The 17,849-nt window shown below is 67.8% G+C and carries 16 protein-coding genes; 7 read left to right on the top strand and 9 right to left on the bottom strand.

Annotated elements, in window-relative coordinates:
- Nucleotides 1-11: 11 nt before the first annotated feature.
- The 3 genes from WAX14_RS01335 to WAX14_RS01325 all read right to left on the bottom strand — a co-directional run bounded on the left by WAX14_RS01335 (nucleotide 12) and on the right by WAX14_RS01325 (nucleotide 3,848).
- Nucleotides 12-1,217, bottom strand: a complete 1,206-nt coding sequence (locus tag WAX14_RS01335; RefSeq protein WP_422626297.1) for a cation:proton antiporter — start codon at nucleotides 1,215-1,217, stop codon at nucleotides 12-14.
- A gap of 25 nt (nucleotides 1,218-1,242) precedes the next feature.
- Nucleotides 1,243-2,751, bottom strand: coding sequence for an Asp-tRNA(Asn)/Glu-tRNA(Gln) amidotransferase subunit GatB (gene gatB, locus WAX14_RS01330; protein ID WP_422626296.1), 1,509 nt, complete (start codon nucleotides 2,749-2,751; stop codon nucleotides 1,243-1,245).
- A gap of 65 nt (nucleotides 2,752-2,816) precedes the next feature.
- Nucleotides 2,817-3,848 carry a 6-phosphofructokinase gene (locus WAX14_RS01325; RefSeq protein ID WP_422626295.1) on the bottom strand — a complete coding sequence of 344 codons (1,032 nt, stop codon included), beginning with the start codon at nucleotides 3,846-3,848 and terminating at the stop codon, nucleotides 2,817-2,819.
- 211 nt (nucleotides 3,849-4,059) lie between these two features.
- Between WAX14_RS01325 and WAX14_RS01320 the strand changes: the two genes are divergently transcribed.
- From WAX14_RS01320 to WAX14_RS01305, 4 genes are all read left to right on the top strand, one after another.
- Nucleotides 4,060-4,905 carry a formate/nitrite transporter family protein gene (locus WAX14_RS01320; protein ID WP_422626294.1) on the top strand — a complete coding sequence of 282 codons (846 nt, stop codon included), beginning with the start codon at nucleotides 4,060-4,062 and terminating at the stop codon, nucleotides 4,903-4,905.
- 149 nt (nucleotides 4,906-5,054) lie between these two features.
- Nucleotides 5,055-5,705: a TetR/AcrR family transcriptional regulator gene (locus tag WAX14_RS01315; RefSeq protein ID WP_422626293.1), complete on the top strand. Its 651-nt coding sequence runs from the start codon at nucleotides 5,055-5,057 to the stop codon at nucleotides 5,703-5,705.
- Nucleotides 5,706-5,734: 29 nt separating this feature from the next.
- Nucleotides 5,735-6,670 (top strand): TauD/TfdA dioxygenase family protein, encoded by a 936-nt coding sequence (locus WAX14_RS01310; protein ID WP_422626329.1) that lies wholly within the window; start codon nucleotides 5,735-5,737, stop codon nucleotides 6,668-6,670.
- 17 nt (nucleotides 6,671-6,687) lie between these two features.
- Nucleotides 6,688-8,178 carry an MFS transporter gene (locus WAX14_RS01305; RefSeq protein ID WP_422626292.1) on the top strand — a complete coding sequence of 497 codons (1,491 nt, stop codon included), beginning with the start codon at nucleotides 6,688-6,690 and terminating at the stop codon, nucleotides 8,176-8,178.
- Between the two features lie 27 nt (nucleotides 8,179-8,205).
- Here the strand turns inward: WAX14_RS01305 and WAX14_RS01300 are convergent, their stop codons facing one another.
- Nucleotides 8,206-8,877: a response regulator gene (locus WAX14_RS01300; protein WP_422626291.1), complete on the bottom strand. Its 672-nt coding sequence runs from the start codon at nucleotides 8,875-8,877 to the stop codon at nucleotides 8,206-8,208.
- A gap of 11 nt (nucleotides 8,878-8,888) precedes the next feature.
- Nucleotides 8,889-10,130 (bottom strand): sensor histidine kinase, encoded by a 1,242-nt coding sequence (locus WAX14_RS01295; RefSeq protein ID WP_422626290.1) that lies wholly within the window; start codon nucleotides 10,128-10,130, stop codon nucleotides 8,889-8,891.
- Between the two features lie 105 nt (nucleotides 10,131-10,235).
- Here WAX14_RS01295 and WAX14_RS01290 point away from each other — a divergent pair, with 105 nt between their 5' ends.
- Both WAX14_RS01290 and WAX14_RS01285 read left to right on the top strand, forming a co-directional pair.
- Nucleotides 10,236-10,856, top strand: coding sequence for a hypothetical protein (locus WAX14_RS01290; protein ID WP_422626289.1), 621 nt, complete (start codon nucleotides 10,236-10,238; stop codon nucleotides 10,854-10,856).
- A complete protein-coding gene (locus WAX14_RS01285; RefSeq protein WP_422626288.1) occupies nucleotides 10,853-12,220 on the top strand; it encodes an alpha/beta-hydrolase family protein in 1,368 nt (455 codons plus the stop codon). Before WAX14_RS01290 ends, WAX14_RS01285 begins: the two co-directional genes overlap by 4 nt.
- A gap of 16 nt (nucleotides 12,221-12,236) precedes the next feature.
- Here WAX14_RS01285 and gatA read toward each other — a convergent pair whose 3' ends face one another.
- Nucleotides 12,237-13,712 carry an Asp-tRNA(Asn)/Glu-tRNA(Gln) amidotransferase subunit GatA gene (gene gatA, locus WAX14_RS01280; RefSeq protein ID WP_422626287.1) on the bottom strand — a complete coding sequence of 492 codons (1,476 nt, stop codon included), beginning with the start codon at nucleotides 13,710-13,712 and terminating at the stop codon, nucleotides 12,237-12,239.
- On the bottom strand, nucleotides 13,709-14,008 hold the full coding sequence (gene gatC / locus WAX14_RS01275; RefSeq protein ID WP_422626286.1) for an Asp-tRNA(Asn)/Glu-tRNA(Gln) amidotransferase subunit GatC: 300 nt from the start codon (nucleotides 14,006-14,008) through the stop codon (nucleotides 13,709-13,711). The genes gatA and gatC overlap by 4 nt, the downstream gene beginning before the upstream one ends.
- 308 nt (nucleotides 14,009-14,316) lie before the next feature.
- Here gatC and WAX14_RS01270 point away from each other — a divergent pair, with 308 nt between their 5' ends.
- A complete protein-coding gene (locus WAX14_RS01270) occupies nucleotides 14,317-14,967 on the top strand; it encodes an amino acid-binding protein (protein WP_422626328.1) in 651 nt (216 codons plus the stop codon).
- A gap of 35 nt (nucleotides 14,968-15,002) precedes the next feature.
- Here the strand turns inward: WAX14_RS01270 and WAX14_RS01265 are convergent, their stop codons facing one another.
- On the bottom strand, nucleotides 15,003-15,491 hold the full coding sequence (locus WAX14_RS01265; RefSeq protein WP_422626285.1) for a GNAT family N-acetyltransferase: 489 nt from the start codon (nucleotides 15,489-15,491) through the stop codon (nucleotides 15,003-15,005).
- A gap of 84 nt (nucleotides 15,492-15,575) precedes the next feature.
- Nucleotides 15,576-17,681: an NAD-dependent DNA ligase LigA gene (gene ligA, locus WAX14_RS01260; RefSeq protein ID WP_422626284.1), complete on the bottom strand. Its 2,106-nt coding sequence runs from the start codon at nucleotides 17,679-17,681 to the stop codon at nucleotides 15,576-15,578.
- Nucleotides 17,682-17,849 lie beyond the last annotated feature (168 nt).

Here is a 17,849-nt window from a genome sequence, read left to right as displayed (position 1 = left end):
GCAACCCGAGTTCAGCGCTCCACGTCGGTCGAACTCACCGACCTCGTTCGATCGGGGGACCGAAGCAACCCGGCGATCATCGGCAGGATCAGCACGGTGATCGCCCCGGCCGCAACGAGAATCGACGCACTGGCATTGGTCATCTCGTCCGCCGCGACCGCGACCCCGGTGACCGCGACGATGAGCGGCAACCCCGTCGTCGAATACAGCGCGATCTGCAGCTGTTCGGACGTACCGAACCCGGCGGAGCGGTCCAACCGGGTGGCCACGAACACCGGCACGCCCCGCACCAGGATCAGCAACACGAGAAAAGCCGCGAGCACACCGGGCGCACCCACGACGGCACCCACGTCGATCGCCATCCCGGACGTCACGAAGAATATCGGGATCAAGAACCCGTAGGCCAGCCCGTCCAGTTTCGTTTCGAGTAGTGCATCACCGGCCGGAATCGCCCGGCGCAGAATGAAACCCGCGGCGAACGCACCGAGGATCACGTCCAGGTCGAACACGACCGCGAGGGTGATGAGACCGACGAGCAGCAGCATCGTCAACCGGACGGAGGTCTGCGCCGTGGTCACCGACGTGCGGCGCACGAACGACAGGAACTGCGACCCTTCCTTCAGGATGCGCGACGGCAGCACCGCCACGATCACCGCAACCAGCGCGAATGCGGCGAGCACCAGCAGCGACCCGATCGCGCCGCGCGCACCGAGCAATGTCGCCATCGCGATCACCGGCAGCAACTCGCCGACGGCACCGTGATTGAGCACCGACCGCCCGAGTGGGGTGTCGACGATTCCCCGATCCACCAGAATCGGCAGCAGGGTGCCGAGCGCGGTCGACGTCAACGCGATCGCGACGGCGACTTCGGCGCGCACCAACCCGGCCGCGCCCAGAGCCGCGACTGTCGTCAGGGCCAACGCCATGCAGACACACCAGGTGATCAGCGCGCGGCGACCGCCGCGACCGCGCAACTCGGCCGGGTCTATTTCGTATCCGGCAAGCAGGAACAGGAGTCCCAGGCCGAGTTCGCGGAGCATCTCGATTCCACCGTCGACCTGTGCGATGTCGAGGGCGAACGGGCCGATGACGACCCCTGCGACGAGCAGCAGCACCACTTCCGGTATCAGTCGTCGCGGGACGGCACCCGCGACGACCGGGGCAACCACCGCCGCCACGACGATCCAGAACAACGAGGTGGCGACGGCAGCGTCCATGCACCGCTACATTAGCGGCCGAAGATCAACTGCACGCGGCGATGACGAGTTCCTTGACCCGCGCCGGATCGGCCTGGCCACGGGTGGCTTTCATGACGTCGCCGACGATCTTGCCTGCCGCAGCAACCTTGCCGGAGCGGATCTTGTCGGCGATGTCGGGGTTCGCGGCGAGCGCGGCGTCGACGGCGGCTTGCAGCGCCGAGTCGTCGCGCACGACCTCGAGTCCGCGGGCGGCGACGACCTGCTCGGGTTCGCCTTCACCGGCGAGGACACCGTCGACGACCTGGCGGGCCAGCTTGTTGGTGAGTTTGCCGTCGGCGACGAGCGCGATGACCTTCGCGACCTGAGCCGGGGTGATGGGCAGGTCGGCGAGCTCGACCTCACGGGTGTTGGCCTGCTGTGTCAGGTACGCAACCCACCACGACCGGGCCTCAGAGGCGGGCGCACCGGCCTCGGTGGTCGCGATCACCAGGTCGAGGGCGCCGGCGTTGACGAGGTCGCGCATCTCCTCGTCGGACACACCCCATTCGGCCTGGATGCGGGCGCGGCGCAGCCACGGCAGTTCCGGAAGTGTGCCGCGCAGTTCCTCGATCCAGTCGACGCTCGGCGCGACCGGCTCGAGGTCCGGCTCCGGGAAGTAGCGGTAGTCCTCGGCGGTTTCCTTACGGCGACCGGGCGAGGTGCTGCCGTCACCTTCCTGGAAGTGCCTGGTCTCCTGGATGACCTCGCCGCCGGCGAGGAGCACCGCGGCCTGGCGGCGCATCTCGTAGCGGACGGCGACCTCGACGGACTTGAGCGAGTTGACGTTCTTCGTTTCGGTGCGCGTACCGAACTCGCCGGCGCCGATCGGGTTGAGCGACAGGTTGGCGTCGCAGCGCATCGACCCCTGGTCCATGCGGACGTCGGACACGTCGAGGGATCTCAGCAGATCGCGCAGCGCGGTGACGTAGGCGCGCGCCACCTCGGGGGCGCGTTCACCGGCGCCGACGATCGGCTTGGTGACGATCTCGACGAGCGGCACACCGGCACGGTTGTAGTCGAGCAGCGAATGGCTCGCACCGTGGATACGACCGGTGGCGCCGCCGACGTGCAGCGACTTGCCGGTGTCCTCTTCCATGTGGGCACGTTCGATGTCGACCCGCCAGGTGGTGCCGTCGTCGAGGACGACGTCGAGGTGGCCGTTCGTCGCGATCGGCTCGTCGTACTGCGAGATCTGGTAGTTCTTCGGCTGATCCGGGTAGAAGTAGTTTTTCCGCGCGAACCGCCCCCACGGGGTGATCGAACAGTTCAGGGCCAGGCCGATGCGGATCGCCGATTCGACCGCCGCCTGGTTGACGACGGGCAGCGAACCGGGCATGCCGAGGCACACCGGGCACACCTGCGTGTTGGGTTCGGCACCGAACGCGGTCGGGCAGCCGCAGAACATCTTGGTGGCGGTGTGCAGCTCGACGTGCACCTCCATGCCCATCACGGGCTCGAACGTCGCGAGCACGTCGTCGTAGGCGAGCAGATCATCGGACATGGCGGCAGTCATGTGCTCGATTTTAGACGTCGCCGCCTCCGCCCTCGCCACCACCAGTGGCCTGTCGTCTTGCGCAGTCAGCCGAACAGAACGCGCATCTCCTGATACCGGTCGGCGGGCACCAGCTTGTGATGGGCGAGCGCCTCGTCGAACCCGACCCGGGCGATGCTGGTTCCGTGCAGCGCGACCATGTGTCCCCAGTCTTCGTCGGCGACGAGATCGGTCACGGCCATGCCGAGCCGGGTCGCGAGGACCCGGTCGAAGGCGGTGGGCACTCCCCCGCGCTGGATGTGCCCGAGCACCGTCGCGCGGGTCTCGATGCCGGTGCGTTCCTCGATCATCGGCGCCAGGATCTCGGCGACACCGCCGAGCCGTGGGCGGTCGAACCCGTCGAGGCCCTTGTGTGAGTGTGCTTCGGCCATGTCCGGCAGGGTGAATCCTTCGGCGACGACGACCATCGGGGCGCGGCCGCGGTCGCGCACACTGGTGACCCACGTGCAGATCTGGTCGATGCTTTCCGGGTTTTCGGGAATGAGGATGGCGTGGGCGCCGCCCGCGGTTCCCGAGTGCAGGGCGATCCACCCGGCGTGGCGGCCCATCACTTCGAGTACCATGCACCGTTTGTGTGAGTTGCCGGTGGTGCGCAACCGGTCGATGGCGACGGTGGCGATCTCGACGGCCGTGTCGAATCCGAACGTGTAGTCGGTGCGGCCGAGATCGTTGTCGATCGTCTTGGGGACCCCGACGATCGGGATACCTTCCTCGAACAACCGTTTCGACGCCGCCGCGGTGCCCTCCCCACCGATCGCGACGACCGCGTCGACACCGAGCGTGTCGAGGGTGCGGGCAATGTTCTGCGCGCCCCCCTGCGGACCTTGGTACGGGCCGAATCGGCTCGTTCCGAGGATGGTGCCGCCCTGACTCGACAGGCCTCGCACCGAACTGCGGTCGAGGGGTATCGCGTCGCCTTCGACGAGTCCGCGCCAGCCGTCGAGGAATCCGACGAACTCCTGGCCGTGCACCGTCTCCCCTTTCAGGACGGCTCCTCGGATCACCGCGTTGAGTCCGGGGCAGTCTCCACCACTGGTGAGAATCCCGACCTTCGTCATGTACGCCTCCTGCTGTCGCGGATCCCTATCGCTCCTGTCATCCTGCCCGCAACAGGCGTGAGCGTCATCTCGATCAACGACGTTACTTGCTGCGAAGTCTCACAACGAATCTGCGGTGACGCTGAGCGGAACGCAACGTGCACTAACGATGAAGCAACACGCCGGACACCATGACCCCGGACACTTTCTCCGATCCCACAGGAGGTTTGCCGTGTCCTATGTCCCGCCGGCCGAGCTGGCCCGCGCAATGGTCGACGCCGGCCATAGCAAAGTCCTCACGTCCACCCGCGACACTCTGATCCGCGCGTTCATGGGCGGTGCGCTGCTCACACTCGCGGCGGCGTTCGCGGTCACCGTCACCGTCCAGACCGGCAACGCCCTGCTCGGTGCCGCCCTGTTCCCGATCGGCTTCTGCCTGCTCTATCTGCTCGGTTTCGACCTGCTCACCGGCGTCTTCACTCTCGCGCCGATCGCGTATCTCGATCGCAGACCGGGCGTCACGATCGGCGCCATACTGCGCAACTGGGGGCTGGTGTTCCTCGGCAACTTCGCCGGTGCGTTCACCGTCGCCGTCATCATCACGTTCGTCCTCACCTACGGCTATTCGATCGGGCCCGGTGAGGTCGGCGAGAAACTCATGCACATCGGCGAGGGGCGCACCCTCGGATACGCCGAGCACGGCGCCGCCGGCATGGCCACCTTGTTCCTGCGCGGTGTGCTGTGCAACTGGATGGTCTCGACCGGTGTGGTCGCCGCGATGATGTCGAAGCACGTGACCGGCAAGGTGCTGGGCATGTGGATGCCGGTAATGTTGTTCTTCTACATGGGTTTCGAGCATTCCGTGGTCAACATGTTCCTATTCCCGGCCGGTCTGCTGCTCGGTGCCGATTTCACTCTCGTCGACTACCTCGTGTGGAACGAGATTCCCACGGTCCTCGGCAATCTCGTCGGCGGTGTGGTGTTCGTCGGCCTGGCCATCTATACCACCCATGTTCGCACCCGGCCGAAACGCGCCGCGGTCGAGATCGCACCGGCACGCGAGACGGAATCGGTCTGATACAGCAGCATTCACCTCTCGAATACAGAACGGATCGGGCGCGGTCGTGGCGCCCGGTCCGTTCTGCGCTGTCTGCCGACCGATCGTCGTTGAAATCTCGCGGATCCGAACTATTGACGAAGTAAGGCTGGAACCTTAATCTCGAATTTGTGACCGAGACCACAGCACGGCTGGCGATGATCGAAGCAGCCGAACAGATCATCGCGGAACGCGGAATGCCCGCGTTGACGCTCAAAGACGTGCAGATCGCCGCCGACCAATCCAACAAGTCGGCGGCGAAATACCATTTCGGTTCCCGCGAGGGCCTCATCGAGGCCGTCGTCGAGTTCCGCATGTCGCGCGTCGACACCCGCCGGCAGGAACTGCTCGCGGAGTTGGAGCGGCTCGACGCTCCTCTCACGATCCGTCAGGCAGTGCAGGCGCTCATCCGGCCGCTGGCCGCCGAGACGATCGGACGGCCGGGCAGCCGATACGCCCGCTTCCTCGTCCAGGCAATGTTCGACCCCGCTCTCGCATATCTCGTTCAGAAGCATCTGCGCGCCGAAACCTACCGGCACACACATCAACTGATGATTGATCTCTGCCCGGCGCCGAGCGAGATCGCCGCGTGGCGTACCGACAACATCGTCATGTTCAGCATGACCATCCTGGCCGCACGAGAAGGCGTCGACAGCACCCCCGCGCGCACCGCTGCCATCGTGTCGGACCTCGTCGACACGTGCGTCGCCATGCTGGAGGCCCCCACTTCCGATACCACAGTTTCCGAAACCACCACCGAATTTCCAGGAGCCACTCCGTGACCTATGCGCTTCCCGCAACAGGCGTGACCATGCCGACCGACCCGCTCGCGTGCTTCGGCCCCCTGGTCGCCCCCCGAACCGCCGCCGGCGTCGACGATCGTCCCTACGAACTGTTCTCGCTCGAACCGCAGACCCCGACGATCGGGGCCGAGATCACCGGAATCCGACTCGGCGGCGACCTCACCGACGATGTGATCGCCGAAATCCGCCGAGCTCTCCTCGAATGGAAGGTGCTGTTCTTCCGGGACCAGGACATCGAACGCGCGGACCATCGCGCTTTCGCCGCACGATGGGGCGAACTCGAGCAGCACCCGTTCTTCAAGTTCACCCAACCCGGACAGTCGGATGTCGATGTCACCACGCTCGCGAAGGATGCAACCGCGGTCGGCGCCGAGAACATCTGGCACAACGACGTCACCTGGCACGAATTTCCTTCGTTCGCAGCGGTTCTGCGTGCCGTCGAGGTCCCCCCGGTCGGTGGGGACACGCTGTGGGCGGACATGGGTGCGGCCTACGACCTGCTGCCCGAAGACATCCAGGCGAGAATCGACCGTCTGGAGGCGGAGCACGACTGGATCGTCTCGTTCGGTTCCGCGATGCCGGACGACGCCGTGAAAGCGCTGCGTCCCCAATTCCCTGCGGTCGCGCACCCGGTCGTGCGGGTGATCCCCGAGACGGGACGGCGGGCGCTGTTCGTCAACGCCGCATTCACCCAGCGCGTCCTCGGTGTCACCGAGGACGAGTCCAACGAACTGCTGCGCCTGCTGTACCGCCACGTGATGCGCCCCGAACTCCAGGTGCGGCTGCGCTGGCAGCCGAACACCATCGCATTCTGGGACAACCGCACGTGTCAGCACTACGCATCGAGCGACTACTATCCGGCCCGCCGGGTGATGGACCGCATCTCGATCGTCGGCGACAGACCGGTCGGTGTCGGCGCCGGACAGGACGAGTGCACGAAGTGAATGCCGAATCTGTGTCGATGAGCCGTGGGCGGATAGTTGCCGTCCTGGCACTCATCGTTCTGCTGTCGGAGATGGCCACCTTCGAAATCCTGATGGTGCTCCCCGCACTGCCACACATGGTTCCCGAGTTCCAGACCCTCGACATCGCATGGGTCGTCTCGATCGTGACACTCGCCGGCGCGACGGTCAGTCCGCTGGTGGGCAAAGCGTCGGACAAGTGGGGCAAGAAGCGAATCATCATCGTGATGGCCGGCGTGTTCGTCGCGGGTAGCGTCGTATGTGCACTGTCCACGTCGCTGCCGATGCTGCTGGCCGGGCGTCTGCTTCAGGGTTCGCTGGTGGGCATCGTCGCGATCTCCTACGGGCTCGTTCGCGACATCATCCCGCGGGACCTGGTGCCCGTGGCACTCGGCGTGGTGGTCACCGGAATCGGCATGTCCGCCATCGCAAGTCCGTTCATCGCGGGCTGGCTGATCGACGGTCCCGGATTCCGGGGAATCTTCTGGTTCATGGCGATCTACGTGGTCGCCCTGCTGCCGATCTATGCGCTGGTCGTTCCGGAGAGTCCGGTGCGCGTCGATCGGCCGGTGGACTACGTGAGCACCGCCCTGCTCGGCCCTGGCATCGCGGTCGTGCTCGTCGGCGTCGGGAAGGGCAACCAGTGGGGATGGATGTCGCCGACCACGCTCGCGGTGTTGACCGCCGGCGCGGCGATGCTGGTGGCGTTCGTGTGGCGGCAGCGCATCGCCTCCAGTCCACTGATCGATCTGAAGGTGCTGCTGGGCAGTAAATTCGGGCCGACCATTCTCGCTGTCTCGTGCGTCTCGTACATGATGAACGCGCACGCGCTCATCGTTCCGACGATGCTGCAGACACCCGCCGGACTTCCGGGGATCAGCTACGGCTCCGGCTTGTCGGCCACCGAACTGGCCATCTGGATCTTCCCGCTGGGCATCGTCGCGATGTTCACGGGACCACTCGGCGGATTCCTCTCCCGGCGCATCGGTGCACGGTACGTCTTGCTCGCCGCGGCGATCCTGTTCCTGGGCGTCATGTTCCTCGGCTCGCGCCTGTTCACCCTGCAATGGCAGGTCGCGATCATGAGCGTCACCGCCGGTTTCGCGGTCGGCTTCCTGCAGTCGTCGAACGCGAATCTCATTCAGGACGCACTGCCCGCATCGCAGGGTGGTGTGGGCAACACGATCGGCGGGATGGGTGCCCTGCTGGCCGGCGGTATCGCCACCACACTGACCGGTGTGGTGATGTCGAATCATGTTCTCACGGTGAATCCGCAGACCCACGCGGTGCTCTACGCCGACGAAGCGATCACCCGGGGCTATCTCTTCGCCGCACTGGTCGGCGCCGTCGGACTGGTCGTCGTGCTGATCATGAAACACGGACGAACCCCCGCGCAGGGCGGACTTCAGCAGGACGTCGCAGCGGATTCCGGCACCGCCACAGCCGCTTCCGACCCAGCGGCTTCCGACACAGCCGCGGTACGCGCGTAGCGATCCGGTGCCCGGCTCACGCTCGTGTCAGCCGGGCACCACGAGACCCGACTCGTAGGCCACCACGACCGCCTGCGCGCGGTCACGCAGGTGCAGTTTGCCGAGCACCTTGCCGACATGCGTCTTCACGGTCTGCTCGGCGACGAACAACTTCTCGGCGATCTCCTGGTTCGACAGCCCGTGCGCGATGAGTTCGAGCACCTCGGTTTCTCTCGGGGTCAATGCATCGAGGGCGGTGCTGCGTCGTGGCACCCGGCGCTTCGTGACGTCGGCGATGAGCCGCCGTGTGACGGTCGGCGCGAGCAGCGCCTGCCCGTCGGCGACGACCCGAACGGCCCGCACGAGTTCGTCGGCGGGGGCGTCCTTGAGCAGGAAGCCGCTCGCACCCATACCGAGCGCCTCGTACACGTAGTCGTCCAAATCGAATGTCGTGAGCATCAACACTTTCGAGCGGGGTTCCCGGCGGTCGGCGAGGATACTGCGGGCCGCGTCGAGACCGTTCATCTCCGGCATCCGCACATCCATCAGCACCACATTCGGCCGCAGCCGCGCAACCTCGCTCACCGCGACCTTCCCGTCCGGGGCATCGCCGACCACGCTGATGTCGGGTTGCGCGGCGAGCAGCGCGCCGAAGCCCTGGCGAACCATGGCCTGATCGTCGGCGATGAACACGGTGATGGGTGCAGGTGGTTGAGGCATCGTCCCCCAGCCTATGCCGCGGGTACACGCGGCAGCGTCGCCGACACCTCGAATCCCCCGTCGGGTCGCGGATGTGCGTGCAGTCGACCGCCGACCGACGCGGCCCGATCGGACATGCCGCGGATGCCGTTTCCACCGCCGAGTTCCGGTTGGGTGACCGGCCGGTCGATACCGTCGTCGGCGGCGGCGCCGTTGCACACCGTCACCTCCACCTGCTCCGCACCGCACACGATCTGCACCGACACCTCCGATCCCGGGGCGTGCCGGGCGGCATTGGCAAGCGATTCCTGCAGGATCCGGTACACCGCGAGTCCCGCGCCGTCGGACACCGACGTGGTGTCCCCCTCGATCCGGGCGGTCAGGTCGACCCCGGCGCGACGCGACGCGACGAACAGTTCCTCGAGCCTGCCCACGCCGGGCTGCGGCGCGTTCTCCGGCAGCGTGCCGTCACTGCGCAACACACCGAGCATGCCGCGAACCTCGTTCAGTGCCTCCCGCGCGAGCGACCCGATCGACTCGAACTCGGCGCGCGACTCGTCGGAGACGTCCGGCAACCGATACGGGGCGCTCTGTGCCTGCACCACGACCAGGGACATGTGGTGCGCGACGATGTCGTGCAGGTCGCGGGCGATCCGCGCCTTCTCCTCGAGCACCGCGCGGCGTGCGCGTTCGAGTTCGCTCACCTCCTCCTCGCGGGCGAGCTGGCGACGCGACAGCACCAGCCAGCGCACGAGCAGCGCGAACGCCACGATCGCGGTGATGCCGATCGCCCAGCCCCACCCGTCGTTGCCGGGGGTGTAGGCGAAGAACAGCAGGACGGTCGCGAGCCAGACGACTGCGACGATGCGGATCTCGTCGTGCACGCACACCGCGATCAGCAGGGCCAGCAGCACCAGAAGATGCACGACCTGCCAGGGAAAGTCGTAGCCGGGGACGCGGTCGAACGCCCACGGCACGACCATCGCCGCGGCCGCCGAGATCGACCAGCCCAGTGCCGGTTGCGCCCGGACCAGCAGGAACGGGAACACCGCCAGCCCGGAGATGATCGGCATCAGCGCCGCCGGCACCTCATGCGTGACCTGGAGGGTCGGCCACGCGATCGAATACAGGATCAGGGTGACCGCGACGATCACGACGTCCCACCCGCGGCCACGCGCGAACCGGGCCGACAGGTTCGCACTGCTTCGGACACCCTCAGGTACCAACGACTTCACAGCTCCCACGCTAGATTCCGCGACGCCGAGTGTCGTCATACCGGGGAGTGATATCCGGCTACCGCCACGGTATGCCCCCGCCCGTCGCGAACGGGCCTGTCGGGTGATCCGGACATCGGTGCGGCGTTCGTAGCGTCGATGTCCATGATCATCCGATCCGCGAAGGCCCGGACCGCAACGGCCATCGGTGCCCTCGCCGCCTGCGCCTGTGTGGGTGCCGCCGGCTCCCCCGTCACCGAGATTCCGGCCGTCGCCGGGCATCCCGCCGCCGCGGCCACCGTGGCCGCGATGGGCTCGGGCGATACCGACGCGGCGAGTGCCGCGTTCCCGTCGGATTTCGGCGCGGCGATGCACTACCGCCCGATCCGCGAACCCGCGGCCGGGGGCGGGGAGCGACTGAGTGATCCGCACGGTTCGTGTTCGTCGCCGGTACCTCTGCCTGCGCTTTTCGAACCGGCCTGCCGCACCCACGATCTCGGATACGACCTGCTGCGGTTCGCCGGAGACTCCGGTGCCGAACTGCGCCCCGACGCGCGACGCGCACTGGATCGGAATCTGACCCGGGACCTGCGCACGGCGTGCGCGGCGGCACCGGATGCCGATCCGGGCTGTGCTGTCGTCGCCGAGGTCGCCTCGGTTGCGGTGCGGATCAATTCGTGGCGGCAGCAGTATCGGCCGCCGAGTCCGGAGTCGCCGCTGCCGATCCTGCTCGGGTTGGGTGCGGCCCTCGTCGTGGGAGTCGCGGGGCTGCGGGTGCGCTCGTGAGCGCGGATGTCGTCTGGTCGCCGACGTCGAGCACTGCACCCTCGCCGATCTCGCTGATCCCGTTCGCGCACGCGCCGACGTACCCGCGCGTGTCGACGGCGATCATGATGACCGTGTCGGTGTGGGTCTCGCTGGCCCCGTCGCTGTTACCGCGGCCCGCTGTGACGCAGGCGGTGTTCACCGCGGTGTCGGTGTTGTGCGGACTCGGGTTGCTCGCCGCCTCCCGAACTGTTCGCGCAAGAACATGTGGCACAGACCATTTCACGTCGCTTCGCGTTAGACAGAGCGCGGCAGGCTCGGCAGCTGTGCTGTGCGGGGCGGCGATACTCGCGGCGGACCGGTGGCAGAACGGCCTTCGCGCCGCGATGGGTGTCGATCCGGTCGGCATCGTGCACTGGGTGACGGTCGCGTCCGTCGCCGCCCTGATCGTGGGTTCGGTCGTCGGCCTCGGTGCCGCCGCACGCGTGTACCGCGTCGGACCCGCGCGGTCGATCGCGGCAGCCGCGGCGATCGCAGTCGCCGGATACGCCGCCGCGACCGGTGTCGCACCGGCGGCACTCGCGTCCGCCGCGGCGCCGCCGCTGTCGGCGGGGGTATCCGGCGCACCGTCCTCACTGGTGTCGTGGGACACCCTCGGCGAGCAGGGCCGCCGTTTCGTGGCGCTCGATTCGGCCGGGTCCCCGATTCGCACGTATGTGGGTGTGGATTCGGCGCCGGATACGCGGGCGCGTGCCGCGCTGGCGGTGCGGGAACTGGACCGGGCCGGCGGTTTCGATCGTGGGCACGTGGTGGTTGCGGTACCGACCGGTTCCGGTTGGATCGACGCGAACGCGGTGGCGGGCTTCGAAACCGTCTACGGCGACGACGTCGCCCTGGTGGCGACACAGTATTCGTCGGCTCCGAGTTGGGTGACGTTCATGCTGGACCGTGATGCCGCGCTCGACGCGGCCACCACACTGGTGACCGCGGTCCGCTCGCATCTGGCCACACTGGATCCGGCGCACCGTCCGGAACTGCACGTGTACGGGCAGAGCCTCGGCGCGATCGGTGCCGGCGCCGCCTTCGACGGACTCCCCGCGCCGGGGCCGTGCGACGCGTTGTGGGCGGGTCCGCCGGCCGGATCGGTGCGCCCGGACGGCGGGACGGTGCTGGCGAATTCGTCGGATCCGGTGATCCGCTGGCAGCCGTCGCTGCTGTGGTCTCCGCCGGACCTGTCCCGCGCCCGCGTCGACGCCCCGCAGCCCGCGTGGCTACCGGTCGTCGGGTTCGTGCAGACCTCGGTGGATCTGCTGTTCGCGCTGGACGCGGCACCGGGTCACGGGCATCGCTACGGGCCCGACCAGGCCCGGTGCGTCGCGCCGTGACCCTGCCCGGTCGGGATCAGACGAGAACCGGGCCGCGCGCCGCCTCGAAGGCCGCGCCGACGCGGTACAGGCGCTCGTCGGCCAGCGCCGGCGCCATGATCTGCAGACCGACCGGCAGGCCGTCGTCGTCGGAGAGACCCGACGGCACCGACATCGCACAGTGCCCGGCCAGGTTGGTCGGCAGGGTGCACAGGTCGGACAGGTACATCGCCAGCGGATCGTCGACCTTGTCGCCGAGCTTCCACGGGGTGAACGGGCTCGTCGGCGACACCAGGACATCGACCTGCTCGTACGCCTTGTCGAAGTCCTGCGCGATGAGCGAGCGGACCTTCAGCGCCTGACCGTAGTAGGCGTCGTAGTAGCCCGAGGACAGCGCGTAGGTGCCGATCATGATGCGCCGCTTGACTTCCTTGCCGAAACCCGCGGCGCGGGTGGCGGCCATGACCTGTTCGGCGCTCATGGTGCCGTCGTCGACGCGCATGCCGTAACGCATGGCATCGAACCGCGCGAGATTCGAGGACACCTCGGACGGCAGGATCAGGTAGTAGGAAGCGAGCGCGTACTCGAAGTGCGGGCAGGACACCTCCACGACTTCGGCGCCGAGCTTGGTCAGGGTTTCGACGGCGGCGTCGAACGAGGCGATGACGCCGGGCTGGTAGCTGTCCGAGTGCAGTTCCTTGACGACACCGACCCGCAGACCCGTCAGGTCGCCGGCCGCGCCCCGGCGGGCCGCCTCGACGACCGGTCGGACCGAGGCGTCGACGGAGGTGGAGTCGCGGGGGTCGTGCCCGGCGATGACCTCGTGCAGCAGCGCGGTGTCGAGAACGGTGCGGCCGCACGGTCCGCCCTGGTCCAGCGACGACGCGCACGCCACCAGGCCGTACCGGGACACGGTGCCGTAGGTGGGTTTGGTGCCGACGGTCGCGGTGACAGCGGCGGGCTGGCGGATCGAGCCGCCGGTGTCCGTACCGATCGCGAGCGGCGCCTGATACGACGCGAGTGCCGCGGCGGAGCCGCCACCGGAACCACCCGGGATGCGGCTGGTGTCCCACGGGTTGCGGGTCGGGCCGTACGCGGAGTTCTCGGTGGACGAACCCATCGCGAATTCGTCCATGTTGGTCTTGCCGAGGATCGGGATGCCCGCCTGCCGCAGCTTCGTGGTCAGCGTCGCGTCGTACGGTGCGACCCAGCCTTCGAGGATCTTCGATCCGCAGGTGGTGGGCATGTCCGTGGTGGTGAACACGTCCTTGAGGGCGATCGGCACGCCGGCGAGCGGTGAGACGGGGCCGTCTCCGGCGGCGACCGCACGGTCGACCTCGGCGGCCGCGGCGAGCGCCCGTTCACCGGCGATGTGCAGGAACGCGTGGTAGTCGCCGTCGACGTCGCCGATGCGGTCGAGATGCGCCTGGGTGACCTCCACCGAGGACACCTCACCGGCGTGGATCTTCGACGCCAGGTCGGCGGCGGACAGTCGGGTCAGTTCGCTGCTCATTCGCCTTCTCCCAGGATCTGCGGAACCGAGAAACGGCCTTCCTCGACGAGCGGTGCGCCCGAGAGCGCTTCGTCGGGGGTCAGGCCCGGTACGACGACGTCGGGCCTGGTCACGTTGGTCACCGCGTTCGGGTTGGCCATCGGTGTGACATCGTCCGCGGCCACTTCCGACACCGCCTTGACGTGACCGAGAATCGAATCCAGCTGTCCGGCGAACTCGTCGAGTTCGGCATCGGACAGCGCGAGCCGGGACAACCGGGCGAGGTGTGCGACCTCGTCGCGGGAGATGGCAGGCACCGTCGGTGACCCCTTTCATGGAGAACGAACGTCGCATCCAGCCTAGTGCGTGCCCGGCTCAACCCCTTGTGCGGGACCCTGCGGGCGGCCGAACCGTTTCTTCGCCGCGAAACGCGCGTTGCAATCGTGTTTCCTGCCCGCCTGCGACCGGGGAATTTGCCGGCCCCCCGCCCGTTTCGCCCGATATTGCCATTTCGGGGTCGCCGCGAAGGTGACAGGATGGTGACCGTCGGGGGTCGCCGTGCGGCCTCGAAACTGCCGCTCCCCACCGGGGGCAGCTGTGCCCATAGGTGACCGAAAGGACGCACGTGTCGTACCTGTTGCGTGTCCAGCTACCCGATCGGCCCGGCAGCCTCGGCGCCCTCGCCGTCGCGCTCGGCTCGGTCGGAGCGGACATTCTGTCGCTCGACGTCGTCGAGCGGGGCGTGGACTTCGCCATCGACGACCTCGTCGTCGATGTCGAGCCCGGCAAACTGCCCGACACGCTGATCACCGCGGCCGAAGCACTCGACGGCGTCACCGTCGACTCCATCCGGCCGTACGCGGGCATGCTCGACACCCATCGTGAACTCGAACTGATCGACCAGGTCGCCGCCGCGCGTGACGGCCGGCTCCAGATCCTCGCCGACGGCGCGCCGCGGGTGCTGCGCGTCGGCTGGGCCACGGTGATCGCGGTCGGCCCGAACGGCCCCTACCGGGTCGCGGGTAGTCCCGGCGCGCCGGAAACCCACGCGTTGAACCTGCCGTGGATGCCGCTCGAGAAGCCGCAACTACTCGACCACGAAGCCTCGTGGGTGCCCGCGGTGTGGCAACAGATGGACACGATGCTCGCCGCCGCACCCCTCGGCTCCCCCAACCGGGTACTCATGCTCGGCCGTCCGGGCGGACCGGAGTTCCGGCCGTCCGAAGTCGCGCGGGTCGGCTACCTCGCCGGGATCATCGGGACCGTGCTGGGCTGAACCTCCGGGACTGGGCCGATCAGGCCTGGGCAGGGTCACACGAGTTCGCGCACCATCGCGGTCAGTTCGACGCCGGGAACCGGCACCCAGTTGCGTTCGACGACCGGAACGAATCCGTTGCGGTCGTAGATGCGGCGGGCGTCGACCATCGCCGGTTCCGTCGAGATCACCACGGCGCGGTCTCCGCGTTCGTAGGCGGACTCGAGGGCGTGGCGTATCAGAGCGGAACCGACACCGCGACAACGCGCGTTCGGTGAGACCGCCAGCATGCGCAACTCGAGTTCACCCTCTTCGGCGATGTCCGCGAGCCGCGAGGACGGTTCGGCGAGGGTCAGCGACCCCACGACCTCGCCGTCCGCGACCGCGACGACGACCTCCGCCTGAGCGTCGCGGGCGGCGGTGTCGCGCAGCCGGCGGACGTACGGATCGTCGGGTTCGACGAAGCCACCACCGACGTACACGTCGACGGTGAGGTCGCCGACGGTCTCGTACTCGTCCGGGCTCACACGCCTGATCTCGATCATTGCTGCACTATGACAGCCGATTCTGCAGCCGCCCAAATCCGCGAGAGCGATCCTCACGACAGTCAGGTCTCGACGTCGCCTGCGTCACTCGTCACTGTCGGCCGCCGCACTACCGGCCACCGCGTCCGGGCCGAACTCGAGCAGCGTGCGGAATCCGGCCTCGTCGAGGATCGGGACCCCGAGATCCGCAGCCTTGTCGGCCTTCGAACCGGGGGCGTCACCGATCACGACGAACGCGGTCTTCTTCGACACCGACCCGGCGGCCTTGCCACCGCGCAGCAGGATCGCTTCCTTCGCCTGATCGCGGGAGAATCCGTCGAGGCTGCCGGTGACGACGATGGACAGGCCCTCGAGGTTTCGCTCCACCGATTCGTCACGTTCGTCCTCCATGCGAACCCCCGCGGCCGCCCACTTGTCGACGATGTCGACGTGCCAGTCGACGGCGAACCATTCACCGATCGACGCGGCGATGGTCGGGCCGACCCCTGGGGCGGCGGCGAGGTCGTCCACCGACGCGGCCCTGATCCGTTCGAGACTGCCGAATTCGGTGGCCAGTGCCCGCGCGGCAGTCGGCCCGACGTGCCGGATGGACAGCGCGACCAGTACCCGCCACAGCGGTTTGTCCTTGGCACCTGCGAGATTCTCGAGCAGCCGCTCGCCGTTCTTCGACAGCGCACCTTTGGTGGTGCGGAAGATCGAGGTGGTCATCAGATCGTCGGCGGTGAGCGTGAACAGGTCGCCTTCGTTGCCGATCGCACCGGAGGTGACCAGCGCGGCGGATGCCTCGTAACCCAGCGCCTCGATGTCGAACGCGCCGCGCCCGGCGACATGGAACACTCGTTCGCGTAGTTGCGCCGGGCAGTGCTGCTGATTGGGGCACCGCAGATCGACGTCGGACTCTTTCGCGGGCGCGAGAGATGTTGCACATTCCGGACATTCGGTGGGCATCACGAATTCGCGTTCGGTGCCGTCGCGCAGGTCGACGACGGGACCGAGCACCTCGGGAATCACATCACCGGCCTTGCGCAGCACCACGGTGTCGCCGATGAGCACACCCTTGCGGACCACCTCGGATGCGTTGTGCAGGGTCGCCAGCGACACCGTCGAACCGGCGACCGTCACCGGTTCCATGTACGCGAACGGGGTGACACGGCCGGTCCGGCCGACGCTGACCCGGATGTCGAGGAGTTTCGTGGTGACCTCCTCGGGCGGATACTTGTAGGCGATCGCCCAGCGCGGCGCACGGGAGGTCGCGCCGAGGCGCCGGTGCAGCGACATTTCGTCGACCTTGACGACGAGACCGTCGATTTCGTGTTCGATGTCGTGCCGGTGCTCACCCCAGAAGCGCATCCGTTCGACGACCGCGTCGGCGCCCTGCACCCGGACGGTGTGCGAGGAGACGGGCAGACCCCATGCCGCGAGCGCGGTGTACGCCTCGGACTGGGATACCGGCTGGAACCCGTCGAGGCGCCCGAATCCGTGGCAGATCATGCCGAGCCGACGCCGGGCGGTGACCGCGGGGTTCTTCTGCCGCAGCGACCCCGCCGCGGAATTGCGCGGATTCGCGAACGGCGCCTTGCCTTCCGCGACCAGGCTCGCGTTGAGCGCCTGGAAGTCCTCGAGCCGGAAGAACACCTCGCCGCGCACCTCGAGCAGAGTCGGGACCGGAAACTCGTCGGTACCGACGAGGCGTTCCGGGATGTCCTCGATGGTCAGGGCGTTGAGTGTGACCTCCTCGCCGGTGCGGCCGTCGCCGCGGGTCGCCGCGCGCACCAGTCTGCCGTTCTCGTAGACCAGGTTCAACGCGACACCGTCGATCTTCACCTCGCACAGATAGTGCAGGTCGCTGCCGGTCTCCGATTCGATGCGGGCGATCCAGCCGCGCAGTTCGCCCTCGTCGAAAACATTGTCGAGACTGAGCATCCGCTCGAGGTGGTCGACGGCGGTGAAGTCGGTGGCGAAGCCGCCGCCGACGAGCTGAGTCGGCGAGTCGGGCGTGCGCAGTTCCGAATACTGTTCTTCGAGTGCGTTCAACTCGCCGAGGAGTTGGTCGAACGCGCCGTCGGAGATGGTCGGGGCGTCGCGCACGTAGTAGCGGAATTGGTGTTCGCGCACTTCCTCGGCGAGTTGTTGCCAGCGCTCACGCGCCTCGGGAGGTGCGGTGATGGCTGCATCCGTCGATTCGCTCACAGCCCGGAAGCCTAGTCGAGGCCCCCGACAGTTCCCGGTTGCCAACTCCCCCTCGGCCCGCCGCCCGGCCTCAACGGTCAGAGCGTGTCGGGGTCCTCGGCGAACGCGGCCGCCACGTCGCGGGTCAGCCGCAGCGCGGTGCGTGCCCACGCCGGATCGGCTCCGGCC

Source organism: Rhodococcus sp. (in: high G+C Gram-positive bacteria) (genome assembly GCF_049299235.1).
Lineage (GTDB): Bacteria > Actinomycetota > Actinomycetes > Mycobacteriales > Mycobacteriaceae > Rhodococcus.
Note: the sequence above shows the minus strand (reverse complement) of the source record. Positions and strands in the feature narration are given on the sequence as shown.

Excerpts from the sequence above, each read along its gene's own strand:
- WAX14_RS01335 (WP_422626297.1), bottom strand. The coding sequence starts at position 1,217 with ATGGACGCTGCCGTCGCCACCTCGTTGTTCTGGATCGTCGTGGCGGCG.
- gatB (WP_422626296.1), bottom strand. The coding sequence starts at position 2,751 with ATGACTGCCGCCATGTCCGATGATCTGCTCGCCTACGACGACGTGCTC.
- WAX14_RS01325 (WP_422626295.1), bottom strand. The coding sequence starts at position 3,848 with ATGACGAAGGTCGGGATTCTCACCAGTGGTGGAGACTGCCCCGGACTC.
- WAX14_RS01310 (WP_422626329.1), top strand. The coding sequence starts at position 5,735 with ATGCCGACCGACCCGCTCGCGTGCTTCGGCCCCCTGGTCGCCCCCCGA.
- WAX14_RS01305 (WP_422626292.1), top strand. The coding sequence starts at position 6,688 with ATGAGCCGTGGGCGGATAGTTGCCGTCCTGGCACTCATCGTTCTGCTG.
- WAX14_RS01300 (WP_422626291.1), bottom strand. The coding sequence starts at position 8,877 with ATGCCTCAACCACCTGCACCCATCACCGTGTTCATCGCCGACGATCAG.
- WAX14_RS01295 (WP_422626290.1), bottom strand. The coding sequence starts at position 10,130 with ATGACGACACTCGGCGTCGCGGAATCTAGCGTGGGAGCTGTGAAGTCG.
- WAX14_RS01290 (WP_422626289.1), top strand. The coding sequence starts at position 10,236 with ATGATCATCCGATCCGCGAAGGCCCGGACCGCAACGGCCATCGGTGCC.
- gatA (WP_422626287.1), bottom strand. The coding sequence starts at position 13,712 with ATGAGCAGCGAACTGACCCGACTGTCCGCCGCCGACCTGGCGTCGAAG.
- WAX14_RS01265 (WP_422626285.1), bottom strand. The coding sequence starts at position 15,491 with ATGATCGAGATCAGGCGTGTGAGCCCGGACGAGTACGAGACCGTCGGC.